The organism is Nitrospina watsonii (genome assembly GCF_946900835.1).
In the GTDB taxonomy this organism is placed as follows: domain Bacteria; phylum Nitrospinota; class Nitrospinia; order Nitrospinales; family Nitrospinaceae; genus Nitrospina; species Nitrospina watsonii.
In genome coordinates this window covers 43,300-57,870 of sequence record NZ_OX336137.1, presented here as the reverse complement: position 1 = coordinate 57,870, position 14,571 = coordinate 43,300, and the positions used below count along the sequence as shown (strand labels likewise).

General features: G+C 59.2%; 11 protein-coding genes and 1 tRNA gene. 7 read left to right on the top strand and 5 right to left on the bottom strand.

The genetic code is table 11. The features are described 5' to 3' along the window. The first annotated feature begins 142 nt into the window (after positions 1-142). The 5 genes from QML71_RS00280 to QML71_RS00260 all read left to right on the top strand — a co-directional run bounded on the left by QML71_RS00280 (position 143) and on the right by QML71_RS00260 (position 4,538). On the top strand, positions 143-2,104 hold the full coding sequence (locus QML71_RS00280) for a tetratricopeptide repeat protein (RefSeq protein ID WP_282009894.1): 1,962 nt from the start codon (positions 143-145) through the stop codon (positions 2,102-2,104). Between the two features lie 221 nt (positions 2,105-2,325). Then, positions 2,326-2,625, top strand: a complete 300-nt coding sequence (locus QML71_RS00275; protein ID WP_282009893.1) for a hypothetical protein — start codon at positions 2,326-2,328, stop codon at positions 2,623-2,625. Positions 2,626-2,640: 15 nt separating this feature from the next. Beyond that, a tRNA-Leu gene (locus QML71_RS00270) sits at positions 2,641-2,727 on the top strand. A gap of 383 nt (positions 2,728-3,110) precedes the next feature. Beyond that, positions 3,111-3,563 (top strand): cyanase, encoded by a 453-nt coding sequence (gene cynS, locus QML71_RS00265; RefSeq protein WP_282009892.1) that lies wholly within the window; start codon positions 3,111-3,113, stop codon positions 3,561-3,563. Between the two features lie 102 nt (positions 3,564-3,665). Then, positions 3,666-4,538, top strand: a complete 873-nt coding sequence (locus QML71_RS00260; protein ID WP_282009891.1) for a pentapeptide repeat-containing protein — start codon at positions 3,666-3,668, stop codon at positions 4,536-4,538. 441 nt (positions 4,539-4,979) lie between these two features. Here the strand turns inward: QML71_RS00260 and QML71_RS00255 are convergent, their stop codons facing one another. Further along, positions 4,980-6,212, bottom strand: coding sequence for an ammonium transporter (locus QML71_RS00255; RefSeq protein ID WP_282009890.1), 1,233 nt, complete (start codon positions 6,210-6,212; stop codon positions 4,980-4,982). A 177-nt stretch (positions 6,213-6,389) separates the two neighbouring features. Here QML71_RS00255 and QML71_RS00250 point away from each other — a divergent pair, with 177 nt between their 5' ends. Next, a complete protein-coding gene (locus tag QML71_RS00250; RefSeq protein ID WP_282009889.1) occupies positions 6,390-8,387 on the top strand; it encodes a monovalent cation:proton antiporter family protein in 1,998 nt (665 codons plus the stop codon). 74 nt (positions 8,388-8,461) lie between these two features. Here the strand turns inward: QML71_RS00250 and QML71_RS00245 are convergent, their stop codons facing one another. Further along, on the bottom strand, positions 8,462-9,085 hold the full coding sequence (locus tag QML71_RS00245; protein ID WP_282009888.1) for a hypothetical protein: 624 nt from the start codon (positions 9,083-9,085) through the stop codon (positions 8,462-8,464). Between the two features lie 157 nt (positions 9,086-9,242). Between QML71_RS00245 and QML71_RS00240 the strand changes: the two genes are divergently transcribed. Continuing rightward, on the top strand, positions 9,243-9,659 hold the full coding sequence (locus QML71_RS00240) for a DUF1499 domain-containing protein (RefSeq protein WP_282009887.1): 417 nt from the start codon (positions 9,243-9,245) through the stop codon (positions 9,657-9,659). Here QML71_RS00240 and QML71_RS00235 read toward each other — a convergent pair. The 3 genes from QML71_RS00235 to QML71_RS00225 form a co-directional block, all read right to left on the bottom strand. Further along, on the bottom strand, positions 9,656-11,323 hold the full coding sequence (locus tag QML71_RS00235) for an ArnT family glycosyltransferase (protein ID WP_282009886.1): 1,668 nt from the start codon (positions 11,321-11,323) through the stop codon (positions 9,656-9,658). The genes QML71_RS00240 and QML71_RS00235 overlap by 4 nt on opposite strands. Further along, positions 11,292-13,640, bottom strand: a complete 2,349-nt coding sequence (locus QML71_RS00230) for a YfhO family protein (RefSeq protein WP_282009885.1) — start codon at positions 13,638-13,640, stop codon at positions 11,292-11,294. The genes QML71_RS00235 and QML71_RS00230 overlap by 32 nt, the downstream gene beginning before the upstream one ends. 112 nt (positions 13,641-13,752) lie before the next feature. Continuing rightward, a complete protein-coding gene (locus tag QML71_RS00225) occupies positions 13,753-14,130 on the bottom strand; it encodes a type II secretion system protein (RefSeq protein WP_282009884.1) in 378 nt (125 codons plus the stop codon). Positions 14,131-14,571: the final 441 nt, after the last annotated feature.

Here is a 14,571-nt window from a genome sequence, read left to right as displayed (position 1 = left end):
CATCCCAACTTGGCTTCTTTTCGGTTAATATGGTTTTATAATGAACCGTTTTTTAGAATATTGTAAACGGTATGGAACCATATCGGCCACTTTATTATAAATAATTTTTGCCCGAGTCTTCAAAATATACCAGATGGGTTTTATGATTCAAGGCGGTATCAAACAGCATCTGCAATCGTTCCTGCTGCTTGGCGTGCTGGGGATGGCGGCGTGGGCGGTGACGCTGACCTCACCATTTTTGCATGAAGACCCGCATTTCATCCTCGACGACCCGCGCACGGCAAGCCTGAGCCAGGGCTGGCAGGCGCTGGAGTTGAAAAACCTGTTGCAGCAGCCGGTGCTGTTTTTCTCCTATGCGGTCAACCGCGCCCTGGGCGGGGACGACGCGTTGGGATTCCATCTGGTCAACATCCTGATCCACGTGGCGGCGGCGCTCCTGTTTTACCTGTTGCTGGTCGAATGCAGCGGACGCACCCGCGACCGGCCGAAGGCCGAATGGACGCCCCTGCCCGCACTCGCAGCGGCCCTCTATCTGGTGCATCCGTTGAACGTGCAGGCGGTGACGTACCTGTCCGATCGCGGCCACCTGCTGGCCACGCTGTTTTATCTTGCGGCCATGCTCGGGGTTGCCCGGTTCGCGCGCCTCCGGCAGGAACAGCCGAAAAGTTTTCGCGGTCCGGCCTGGATGCTGCTGGCCGCAGCCTGTTTTCTACTGGCCCTGGGCGCGCATGCGGCGGCGGTCACCCTGCCGGTGATGGCCATCGTGTACCTCATCCTGTTCGGCAACGACCCCTCCCTCAAAAAAGAACTCAAGATCAGCCTCGCCGTACTGATCCCGATCCTGCTCTACATGGCCTGGCGCGTGCCGCTGGATGACCCGCGCCTGCCGGGGACCGGGGACGCCGCCGCTCTGGACCGCTGGCGCTACCTGGCGACGCAGGTCGAGGCCTGGTGGTTTTTCTACGGATGGAAATACGTGCTGCCGTTCCAGCTCAATTTCCAGCCCGAGTTCGCGCCCGGCGGGTTGTCCGATCCCGGCCTGTGGGGGGCTCTGGTATTGACGGCGACCGCCGCTTACCTTGCCTGGAAGAAAACCGATTCGCCGCTGCTGCGCTTCGGGTTGATCTGGACCCTCGTCACCCTGTTGCCCACGTCCAGCCTGGTGCCGCTCGACCCGGTAGTTTCCGAGTCGCGGTTTTACCTGCCGGGACTGGGACTGCACCTGTTCGCCGCCTGGGGCCTGATCCGCCTCACCCGCGAGCGGCCGCGCCGCACCCTGACGGTCGCCGGCGGACTGGTGATCGGGGGCTTGCTGATGCTGACCGTGGTGCGCGGCACCGTGTTCCAGTCGGAAGAACGATTGTGGCAGGACGTGTTGGCGCAAGCGCCGGGTCAACCGCAGGCCACCCTGCACCTGGCCTCCTTTTATGAAAACGCAAACCAGCCGGACAACGCCGAGCGGGCGCTGAAAGCCGCGCTGGCGCTCCACCCCGAGCACGAATCCCTGCGCCTCAGGCTGGGCCTGCTGTACATGGAACAGAAACGGTTGGAGCCCGCCATCGAACAGTTCGAGGCAGCCATCCATGAGGGCACGCAAAATCCGGTCGCCTTTTACAACGCCGGGCGGGCGCTGGTGGAACAGCAACAGGGTGCGAAAGCGGCGCCCTTTCTGGAACGCGTCATCCAGGGCGAGAAGCTGCCGGGCAAATACTACTTCCTGCTCGGGCGCGCTTACCATCAGGCCGGGCGGCTGGACGACGCCTTGAAGCAGTTCCGCCTCGTCGTCAAAAAGGAACCGGGCAACGCCGAAGCCCTCAACAAAATGGGGGAGGTGTACTGGGATATGAAGAGTTTCTTCTTCGCCGACGTTGCTTTCCAGCAGGCCTACCAGGTGGACGACCGCTCCCTCCCCATCCTCAACAACCTCATCAGTTCGAGCATGCTGATGCAGCACTACGAAGACGCCATCGAATACTGCGACCGGCTGCTGGAGATCGATCCCGACAACGCCAACGCCCGGCAGTGGAAGATCGCCGCCCAGCGCTTCCAGAAAACCAAGAAATCCGAGCCACCCCCGCCCGGCCTCGAAATCCCGGCTCCTTAGGCAGTGATGGGGGACACTCACGGAGTGACCGGCTGGGCTGAGGGTGAATCAATAATCCGTTCCTGGTTCATCCCCTCCTTACCAAGGAGGGGATACAGGGGAGGTTTTGGAGTCTTCTTCCTTCCTTAAAAAACAGAACATAGATTCTTCGCTGACGCTCAGAATGACAATTCCGGCCCCGGCATGTCATTCTGAGGAGCCCCGCCACGCGGGGAGGGAACATGGCGATTGGAATTGCGTCCGTGGATCACCGTTTCGAACGGAAACGCATCAGCCCGCTTCCTCTCCCTGTAAGGGAGGCGATGAAGAATCTATGTTTTTCTTTTTTACAAGGCACTGATGCGAAGGTTCCCTTGGCAAGGGGGAGGGAGTACGACGGGGCTGCAATAACCTGGGAATGCGCTTTGACCAAACACAGAATTCACCGCTCAACCCAGGTCATCATCTACTACCGGACGCAGGGCTATTTTCCTCGCCAGGCCATCGGGTTGGCCGTTGTTCTTTCGCCGGGGTTGTGGTAACTTTTCTGGCTACGCGCCGAAGTGGTGGAATTGGTAGACGCGCCGGACTCAAAATCCGGTGGGGGCGACCCCGTGTCGGTTCGACTCCGACCTTCGGCACCATCTCGATTTTGCAAGCCCACCCCCGCCCCGGGTGGGCTTTTTTGTTTCCGGCTTACAGGCAAAAAAAGGAACCACCGATGCACACAGATAGAGCGGGGGCGACCCGTTATTCCCGTCCCCTCCTTTCCAAGGAGGGGACCGAGGGGAGGTATTGCTGACTGCAACCCGTATTCACGGGTTGCGCTTCATAACCCCACCCAACCCTCTCCTTGGTAAGGGGAGGGGCCGTGAAAGCATGAAGACGCCCGTTACCTCACGGAGCGTCCTGTTTTCCAACACGCGCATTAAAATTTTTTTCCCCCTCCGTGGCAACCGTTGGTACAATCTTTCCACCCCCCTTCAATAATCCACGCAACTCACATTCCCTAAGGAGATCGTGACTCATGGACAAGACGGAATTCGTTCGCCGCCTGCAGGACGCCAAAAAAGCTTCCGGCCTCACTTACGACGAGATCGCCAATGCCGTCGGCCTGTGCAACGGCTACGTGGCGCAGTTGTTCCGCAATCAGGCGCAGTTGAAGGACGGCACCGCCCAGAAACTGGCCAAGGCCGTGCCCGGTTTGACTTCGGAGTTGATCGAGCGCATGAAAGAATGCCCGATGCGCTCGTACAATCCGATGCTGATCCAGGAACCGAACGTGTACCGCATGACGGAAGTCTGCCTGCACTACGGCGAGGCGATCAAGGATTTGATGAACGAGAAGTTCGGCGACGGCATCATGTCCGCCATCGACTTCAAACTGACGGTCGAAAAGGTGAAGGGCGACAAGGGCGAGGACCGCATGGTGGTCACCATGAACGGCAAGTTCCTGCCGCACATCGAGCAGGTGCCGTAACGGCTGCCGCGGGGAAGGGCGGTGGCGTTCTCCCCGCGTGCGTCTTTTTTGGCGTGCGGCTTCGTGGTACAGTAGGGGCCTTCATTGCACACGGAGACGGGCATGGGCGAACAGCGTCAACTGGACAAAGCCAAAATCGAGGCGTCCAAAAAAAATCTGGAGCGGGCCAAACTCAACAGGTCCGACCTCGAAGGCATCGACCTGAGCGAAGGCTACCTGAAGGAAGTGGACCTGGAGCGGTGCAACCTGAAACGCGCCAGCTTCAAAAATGCCGTGGTCAACGGCGGCTACTTCAAGGGCAGCAACCTGTTCGGCGCGAATTTTTTCGGCGCATCGCTGATCCGCGCCGATTTCGCCCGCGCCAACCTTTCCGGCGTCAACTTCCGCAACACCGATTTGAGCGGAGCCAAGTTCCAGCAGGCTCTGATTAAAAAAGCCCAGTTCCAGGGCGCGAACCTGGTGCGGACGGAATTCTTTGAAGCCCAGCTGGTCGAGGCCAACTTGGAGGGCGTCAGCCTCAATAAATCGGATCTGCGCCGCGTCATCATGATCGGAGCCAATCTGGCGGGGGCCAAAATCCCGCAGTCCCACCTCAGTAAAGCCAATTTCTCGAAAGCCGATATGACCGGCACCGACCTGCACGGCTGCAACATGACCGGCTGCGACCTCCGGGAAGCGACCTTGAAGGGAACCGATTTCCGGAGCTGCGTGCTCGACCGCACGTTCTTCAAAGGCTCGGACCTGACCGGCGCCAACTTCACCGACGCCAGCCTGCGCGGCGCCGACTTCGGCGAGACGGTGCTGGACGACACGAATTTCAGTGGCGCCGACCTGACGCTCGTCACCAACCTCGCCGCCGACAGCCTGAGCCGCGCCATCCTCGACGACCGCACCAAGCTGCCGGAATACCTGAATGCCACCGCCAACGAAGCCGGCGGCCACACCGTCACCGAACTGCCGCGCCAGGAAGACTGAGCTTCAGCTTCCGTTTGCGGAGTCCATCAACCCATAGATTCTACGTCGCCTGCGGCTCCTCAGAATGACAAAACCACCACAGCGATGTCATTCTGAGCGAAGCGAAGAATCTATGGGTTGATCTTTTATCACCCTCACCGGTTCATCACTCCGCGCGCGCTCCCATCCTAAGAAAAAAGAGGTCGGGGCATCGCTAACCTCCCCTCAATCCCCTCCTTGAAAAGGAGGGGAGGATAAACACCATCGCGCGATCACTCGCCCTGGGCGTTGTCCGCATAACATCCCCTCCTTACCAAGGAGGGGATACAGGGGAGGTTTTGGAGTCTTCTTCCTTAAAGTAAGGAAAGAATCATTAGTAACCCCTCCTCAATCCTCCCCTTGCGAAGGGGAGGGAATATAAAAAGCTAATGGAGTAACCATCGGTTTCTCCACACAGGGGAGCTATAGGTACTTGGACATCACGTCTTCGGGATAGGCTTCGATGCGGTGGATGGCGAGGTCCGAGCCGCGCATCTCGTCTTCCTTCGACAGACGAATGCCGAACAGCACGTCGAGCCCCTTGTACACGGCAAAGCCGAATGTCAGCGCCACAACCACGGCAGTCAGAGATCCGATCAGCTGCGACAGGAAACTGACGCCGCCCAGCCCGCCCAGCGCCTTCTGACCGAAGATGCCACAAGCGATGCCGCCCCAGGTGCCGGAGATGCCGTGCAGCGGCCACACGCCGAGCACATCGTCGAGCTTCAGTTTTTCCTGCTCCCAGATGAACCCCTTCACGAAAATGATCGAGGCGATGCCGCCGATGAAGAACGCGCCGATCGGGTGTACCTGGTCCGACCCGGCGCAGATGGCGACCAGTCCCGCCAGCGCACCGTTGTGGATGAAGCCCGGATCGTTCTTGCCGATCACCAGCGCGAACAGGATGCCGCCGACCATGGCGAACAGGGAATTGACCGCCACCAGCCCGGTGATGCCCGTCAGCGTTGCGGCGGACATGACATTGAATCCGTACCAGCCGATGCACAGCATCCAGCTGCCCAGCGCCAGAAACGGAATGTTGCTGACGGGAATCGGCGTGCTGCGGCCCTGCGCACTCCAGCGTCCGATACGCGGACCCAGCACGATGACCCCGGCCAGCGCGATCCAGCCGCCCATCGAATGCACCACCACCGAGCCTGCGAAATCGTGAAACGGTTTGCCGCCGATGCCGGCCAGCCACGATCCCTCCTGCCCGAGAAACGAGATCTGCCCCCACACCATGCCTTCAAACAGCGAGTAGGCGAAGGCGACGAACATCGCACCCGCCAACGCCTGCGTCCAGAACTTGGCGCGTTCGGCGATGCCGCCGGAGATGATCGCGGGAATCGCCGCCGCGAACGTAAGCAGAAAAAAGAAATGCACCAGTTCGTAGCCCTGCTTGTCCCCGACCAGCACGTCCGCCGAATCGTAAAAATACACGCCATAAGCGATGGCATAACCGACCGCGAAATAGACCACGGTGCAGATCGAAAAATCGACGATGATTTTCACCAGCGCGTTCACCTGGTTTTTTTTGCGGACCGTGCCCACTTCCAGAAACGCGAAGCCGCCGTGCATGGCGAACACCATCACCGCCCCCAACATCATGAATAAAACATCACCGCTCGTCTGCAAAGATTGTATATTCTCTTCCATAAAGCCACACATCCTCCTTTAACGTTTTGCACGTAAAGAACCCCCTTCTTCAGTGCGACTTTTCCTCCCATGAAAAGTCCGGATGAGTATAATGGATTGACTGGGAAACGGACAGGCAATTGTCGGCGATTCCGTTTCCCGAAAGCACCTCCCACCCAACCCAGACCACGGTAATTCATGGGGCAACTGATACAAGACCTCACCATTCTGCTGCTCGTCTCGCTGCCGATCACGGTGTTGTTTCATCGTTTCAAACTGCCGACGGTGGTGGGCTTCCTGATTGCGGGCGTGTTGATCGGCCCCAACGGGCTCGCCCTCATCGGCGAGTTGGAGTCCGTCGAGCATCTGGCGGAGATCGGCGTCATCCTTTTACTGTTCATCATCGGTCTCGAGTTTTCGCTGAGCCAGATGATAAAACAACTCGGCCGCATTCTGGGCACCGGCGGTTTGCAATTGGGACTGACGGCGGCGGCCTGCTTCTTTCTGTTTCAGGCCCTGTCCTTTCCCGCCAATCAGAGCCTGGCGCTGGGGCTTTTGGTGGCGTTGTCCAGCACCGCCATCCTGCTCAACATGCTCACCGAACGCGTGGAGCTGGACACGCTGCACGGGCGCATGTGCGTCGGCGTGCTGCTGTTTCAGGATGTGTGCGTGGTGCCGCTGATGCTGGTGATCCCGCTGCTCACGCAGACCGACACCATTTCGGGATGGAGTTTCCTGTGGGCCTTCGTCAAAGCCATCGGCGCCGTCGGCGGCGTGTTCTTTTTGTCGCGTTTGATTGTGCCGCGCGTGCTCAAGAAAATCGTGCAGGTCGGCAGCCGCGAACACATGACTCTGTTCGTCATCTTCATCATCCTCGGCACCGGCTGGGTGTCCGACCAGATCGGCCTGACCCTGGCCATGGGCGCGTTCATTGCCGGACTGATCCTCTCCGAGACGGAATACAACCACCAGATCATTCTCGACATCCTGCCCCTCAAGGAATACTTCGTCAGCGTGTTCTTCACCTCGATCGGCATGTTGATGCATGTCGATCTGTTTTTTGCGCAGCCGGGATTGTTCCTGCTGCTGGCGGCGGGGGCGATTGCGTTGAAGGTGGCGATGACGTTTCTCGCGGCGGTGCTGGCGGGCACGGCGCCGCGCATCGGCTTCATCGTCAGCGTGCGCCTGGCGCAGGTCGGTGAGTTTTCCCTCATCCTGGCGGCGCTGGCATTGGAAACCGGACTGTTTGCGCCGGACATCTACCAGCAGTTCCTCATCGTTTCCATTTTAACGATGCTGGTGGCGCCGGTGTTGATCCAGATGTCGTCCGGCTGGTCGCTGTGGTTGTTCAAGGGCGGCCTGGCCGCGGACAGCGGCTCGCAGAGCAAGGCCTCGCAGGTGCACAACCATGTGGTCGTCGTCGGCTACGACACCATCGGCCAGAACCTTTCCAAAGTGCTCAAGGAAGTCCACATCGCGTTCACCGTGGTGGATCTCGATGGGGAACACATCAAGCGTGCGCTGGCGGAACAGTGCATGGTGTTTTACGGCGACGCCACCCAACGCTCGACCCTGCAACGCGCGGGCATCCGCCAGGCCAAAATCATGGTGGTCTCCGTCCCCGACCAGAAAGCGATGCAACAGGTGGTGCGGCTGGCCCGGCAGCTGAACCGCGATATCTGCATTCTCGCCAAAACCCAGCATCCTTCGGAAGTCGATTCGCTGATCCAGGCGGGCGCGGATCAGGTGATCCCGGCCGAGTTCGAAACCTCGATCGAAATGTTTTCCAGGGTGCTGCGTGAATACGGCCTGACGCAAAACATCATCGAACAGCAGGTGGAACTGATGCGATTGGAAGGCTACCGCATGCTGCGCGGCCTGTCGCTGGAGATGGACAGTCTGCGTAGTTTTTCGACGTACCTGACGGCCTCGCTCAGCCGTTCGTTCCAGGTGCTCGACCCGTCCTGGGTCAACGGCCGCACGCTGGACGAGGTGAACCTCAAAGCAAAAACCGGGGCGACCCTGATCGCCGTGGTGCGCAACCAGGAGGCGCAACCGAACCCACAGGGGGGGTTCACCGTGACCTCCGGCGACATACTCATCTTGTTCGGGTCGCACGCGCAACTGGATTTCGCCTTGCGGTTGTTGCAGGAAGGACCGTCCACCAAAGGGGAACTCAAAGCCACCGCCCACTGATCATTCCGCTAACGTCCTTCCGCGGTTTGACAATAGATGGAATAGGAGGCGTCTCGGGATGAGGGCGTGTCCGCTCAGGCGGGGGCGCCGGTGGTTGGCTTCTTTTTGGCCAAGCGCACCGGGACCGGACGCACCGCCTCGCTTTTGCCGCCCGGCAGAAATTTGTTGGGAATGATCGACTTGAGCTGCGGCAGGACGTTGCCCTTGATGTCGTAAGCGCGCACCTTGGCGAAGGTGGCCATCAACTGCGCCGCGTAATGCGACTCCACGATGTCTCGCAGGTCGAAGCAATCGACCGTCTCCGGCCTGGTGGGTTTCTTAGGGTTTTTGAGGAACAGTTGCGGCCTGTAGTAGCGGCCGCCGGGGTCCGTCTTAAGGGCCACAGCGATGCGCTGGATTTGCTGAACGTGAAACGTTTTGCGCCTCCAGAAGAAAAACGTGTTGTTGATCTGCACCGTGCGGCTCTCGGTATTCAGGAGGATGCGCGGCCGGGCCCGCACCCACTCCATAAGGATCAACGCGGCCGCCACCGTCAAGATGGCGAACAACAGAAACAGCCCCAGGCTGACCGTGACCAGATACAGGGTTATCAGAATCGCCGCCAGGCACTTGATGTACCGGACTCCGTTTTTCTGCCCGCGGGTGAGTCTTTTGGTCAACACCACATCGGTATTCTGGTACCATGCTTCGAGTGACATGCGTCTTCCGGTTGGTCGGGAGTCGTGATGAGTTCTTTTAACAATGTAAGGGAACCGGCATCGCTTGTCAAACCGCCTTATGCCTTTATCAATCTCCAATAAATCAAATAGTAACAGTGTGACGACCGGTATCGGGAAACGGCTTGCGGCAGGCGTCATGCTTTGCTTCGTCTTGGCCTGTTCGGGCACGCGGCCGGATCACCTCGGCGTGGCGGAGCAGCGCCTCGCGCCCTGCCCGGACTCCCCCAACTGCGTGTCCAGTTTTGCCAAGGACGCGGAACACCGGGTGGAGCCGATGAGCTTTGACGGCGCGCCGGAACAGGTCATGCAAGCGCTCCAGAAAGTGCTCCAGCAACACGACCGGGTCGAGATCGTCACGCAAGAACCGCTTTACCTGTACGCGGAGTTCACCAGCTTCGTGTTCCGCTTCGTCGATGATGTCGAATTTTTGATCGATCCCGCAACAAAAACCCTGCACTTCCGCTCGGCCTCGCGCATTGGCCGCAGCGACCTCGGCGTCAACCGCGAGCGCATCGAATCCCTGCGCCGGGACCTCGCCCGGCAAAAGCTTTAGCGCCTGCCCAACGTCGGCAAATCCAACTCGAGTTTTTTGGTGAAGTTCTGGAACAGGTCCACGGCGTGTTTGCCGTCGGGTTTGGGATGGGTCCATGCCTTGTGGAAGGTCGGATTCACCTGGAGAAAGCGCTCCTGCGGGTAGGTGGTGTTGGGATAAATGAAAAACGCGAAGTCCAGCAAATGCGCGTGGCGGCGCACACGCGGGAACAGTTCGTAAATGGAAGGCCGCCGCGTGAAGTGGTTGCTGTCCGGCAACAGAGGTTTTTCCGGCCACCAGAACGCGGGCACGACGATGACGTTGGGATCGCCGAACAAATAAACACTGATGCCTTCCGCCGGGTTGCCCGGCAGGGGCGGCACCATCAAATACATTTCGTAACCACGTTGCGCCTTGTTTTTGGCCGCCTCGGCTTTGAGGTACTGCGCCGCTTCTTTGACTCCGTATCCGGAGTTCATGCCCTCCACGTACAACAGGCGGTCTAGCTCGTGCAACGGCGCGGTTTTGGGATCACGCAACAGCTTGGCGTCCCACACAGCCGCAGCGGCGCTCAGGCTCAGCACCAGCACCGCCAGCACCCCGGTTTGCAACGCCGGGGAACCGGATGCGCGCGCCTGCAGTCGTTTTGGAATGGAGACGGCGAGCCGGTCCGCCGTCACCGCCACAATCAACAGCACCGCCGGGATCATCGGCAAAAAGTAGCGTGAAAAAAACCCCTGCGCCACCAGCACGATGCCGAGCGCCGGGAAAAAGAAGGCGCTCCACAATGCCAGCTCGCGCCGGTCCTTGTGCCGGATCAAAGGCACCAGGCCCACTACAAACAGCACCGCCAGCGGCGCCGTCATGTAGGTCGCAAAAAATTCGTGCGTCACCCACAGGTTGCGCAACCAGATCATGACCGGAAAACGCACGAGGTCTTCCACGGGAATGAAGTAGCCGAGGTGATGCAGGAATGGCAACCGTCCCGGCACCCGCACCGCCGGTCCCAGGTAATGAATGAACAGGTTCATCAACAGCGGAATGGCAACCGCCACGCCCAGTTGCATCCAGAATCCGGGCCGCTTGTGCACCTGCCAGAACAGAAAAATCAGCACGGGTACCGGCAGCAGCAACAGGGCGCTGGCTTTGGTCCACAACGCCAGCCCCCACAACACGCCGAGCACGCGGAACGCGGTCACCGGTTCGCGCGTTTCCAGCGCAATATGCAGCGCCCAGCGCAGCGACCACACTCCAAACGCCGTGAGCAGGCTGTCGGTCAGCGCCAGCCGGTCGAAGAACAGCGTGTAGGGAATCAATGCATACAGCAGGGCCGCCACGGCACCGACGCGGCGGCGGAACAGATCGCGCCCGATCAGATAAACGCCCCACATCGACGCCCATCCGGCCAGCACCGACACCATGCGTCCCGCCACCAGCGGGTCCTCGAACAGGGCCAGCGTCACCACATTCAACCACATGAACAAAGGCTGTTTGCCGTCGGTGAGGGGAATCAGCAGTTGGTCGGGATCGCTCAGAATGATCTGCGCCCAATGGATGTAGATGGCCTCGTCGGAGAACATGGGCAGGCGCGTCAAATCATGAAGACGCGTCACCGCATAGAGCGCCGTCAGGGTGATGAGCGCGAGGATTTCTTTAGGATGTGGGCGCAGGGATGTTTTTTGCATGGCGACGTTTAGGTTTTAACAGAAAACCTGCACACAAAACAATGGTGAGAAACGTGATGCCCGCTCCCACGCGCACACTGGCCGGTTCGTACTCGAATCGCAGCCGGTGCGTGCCGGGCGGCACCACCACGGCGCGGTACACCAGGTTCGCCCGGTAGAGGGGCGCCGGTTCGCCATCCACCGTCACCGTCCAGCCCGGATAATACGCATCCGACAACACCAGCACCTGCGCCATCGGCGTGGTGGCGGTGAGAGTCACCGTATCGTAATCGAGTTCGAGGTCCGTCACCGTGCCCACGGCTTGAACGGGAACCGTGGATGCCGCGGCCTGTTGCCCGCGGTCACAGTCGATGCCCTCCAGCGGCTGTTCCAGAATCGCCTGCCGGGAAAAATCGAAACGTTTGTCCAGCAGTTGGGCGATGATGTGATCCTCGCCTTCGATCACCCGGCAACGCACCACCAGAAACGCGCGCGGCAAGTGGCTGGTGTTTTCGTACACTTTTAACTCGGGATATTCCGGGTCGTGGAAGTCGAGCCGCTTGAGTCGATCCGAATCAATCGGGTCGCGGCTGACGATGTATTTGACATTGGCCAGGTCGAGCAGGTTGAGCCGGTCTTCCAACGGCGGCACGCGCAGGATTTTGCGGAATTTCAGGTAGCGGTTGACGCGCATCACCGCCCAGCCATCGGCTTGATAGATGCCGGGCACGGTGCGGATGGGCAACGGCACCTTGGGTCCCTGGATCAGGTTGCCGCGCAGCACCACTTTGGCGACGCCGCCATTTTTGGCGCGCTCGGCGTTGTCGGCGATGTAGATGCGATCCGTCGCCGCGTGTTGCTGAACAAAACGGGTCAAGCCATCCACGGCCTCGAAATCGGCGCGGGCCACCTTGTGATGAAAGCCGAATCCGCTGAAAACCAGATCGAGCGCCAGCACCGCCAATGCCGCACCCAGCCAAAGGCGTCGCTTGCGTTGCACGCGCAGATAGAGAAACAGCATCAGGCAGAACAAGGCCAGAAACACGCAAAGCCGTTTCAGGTTGAACAGATTGATGCGGGGCTCGTTGAACGCGGGCGGAAGAAGACCCTTGTTTGCCATCCACGTTTGCAGGGTCGCATCGTAAGCATCCACCAGTCCAAACACCACCATGCCGACGGTGGCCAGCCCGATCAACATCTGTGCCCGGCGGCGACTCCTTTCAGGATTGGCCTGAGCATCGCGGACACACCGATCCCATCCCCACCCCGCCATCAACGCGATCATCAGCACCGCAGGCAGGATGAATTTCACCGGGTAACGGAAGGTATCGAAAAACGGCAGCACGCCGTGCAACAGGGTGTACAGCCCGCCCGCCGGACCCATCGCCACCAGAAACGAAAGCGCGCAGATCACCAACCCGGTGCGAGCCCGCAGGCCTCCACGCAGGATAGCAAGCGAAGCCAGTAAAAACGGAATCGCCCCGACGTACAGGGAACGCAGCCAGACCTGATTGGCGCCGGATTCATCGGCCCGGCTCAGGTACCCATAAGGGTCGAGCAGAAAAAACTGGAGCAGGTCGTAAGGCTGCATGGCCCAGCGCGCGGCTTCTCCAAGCGGCAATCCACCGGCGCGTTCGGTGAGCTGCGACAGTTCATACGTCGGCAGAAACTGCACTGCGATGAGACCGAAGAACACGGTGAAGAACACGCCGAGGTATGCCAACCGCCAGCGCCAGGACGGCAGGGTTGCGTCCGTAAACAGGAGGCGTGGCAACAGGGCGAACAGCGTCATCAAGCCGAACATCTGGTAACAGGTCTCCACGCCGCCAGCCAGAAACATGCAGGCACCCACTGCGGCAGCGGCCAGGGCCCAGCGCAGATCGCGTTTCAACAGCCCGGCGAAAAAGCACAACAGCAGCAGCGGAATCCAGGCGACGGGCAGGAACGTGGACAGGTAAATGCGCACGGTGACGAGGTAGCCGCCGAACATGAAGATCAGCGCCGCCACCACCGCCGCGCCGCGCCCGCAGCGCTGGGCGCGCACCAGCAGGTACATGAACCAGCCCGCCAGCACGTAATGCAGGATCACCGTGAAGTTCACCGCCAGCACAAAAGGCAATGCGATGAACAACAGACTGAGCGGGTACAGGATGGCCGGTTGCAGGGTGGCGAACAGCGGGTTGCCGCTCAGGATATACGGGTTCCACAACGGGAAGGTGAAGTCGGCCACCTGCTCCAGCCACAGCATGCGGTACGGGATGAAAAAGGAGATCAGGTCGCCGCCGCCGAAGACAAGCGTGCCGCTCACCATGTCGTAAAAATACAAAAGGCCCAGCATGAGGCATGCCAGGCCCGACAACGCGACTTCTTTAAAATTTAAAATGCAAAGAGAACCCTGCCCCGGGGCAGGGTCCTCCTTCGAGGTCGAGAGTGTGTTCACGTTCAGCCGATCAATTCACCGTACCCGGGTTGAATCCAGACTGCGCCGCGTAGGTATACGTGTTGACCGTGTCATCGTCCCAGGTGATGGTGATAGCAGTTGCGGTTGCCGCAGGGGGAGCCGATGTTTTAGTACCCGCCAGGTCCGTCTGCGCCAATACCGACGTGGCGTCATAGGTGGACGTGGTGTCCAGCAGGTACTGGGCATGCAACAGGGTGATGGCGCCACGAAATCCGGCGAGCGCACCTTTTCGCCGCGCATCCTGCGCCGCCGACTGCAGGTCCAGAAATTTCGGAACGGCCACAGCAGCCAGGATGCCCAACACCACGATCACCAGAATGAGTTCGACCAGGGTGAACCCCTTTTCATTTTTTCGGTTTTTCAACATAACGCCCTCTCCTCGTTAAAAAAGTGATAAACCACTCTTTTCTTATTTTGTGGAATCCATCTGAAACCGGCTGGACTCCAAAACGGAAAACCGACTGTTTCTGCAACCTGATTAGGCTAAGAATTGCAAAATGTCTGCCATTTAAAAAATAATTCCAGCTTGATTCTTTATATACCTTGAGTAACTTTTATTTATAAAGGGTTACGCACCTTTTATTTTTGAAAACCATGGGTTTCTGTAAACGTATATCGGTTTTCCGGGGCCACTTCCAGAAACGAAATCCGTGCCTGCTCTCCACAAAAAATCACATAACTAGTTAATTCTTATATAGTTATTCAAACCCAGAGCTTCGTGGAGGGTCTGTACAGGTTCCGTGCATTTCGACCCAAAATGGCCCGCCCTGACATTTCTTGTCATTAACCACGCTTTTTTCAGTATTTT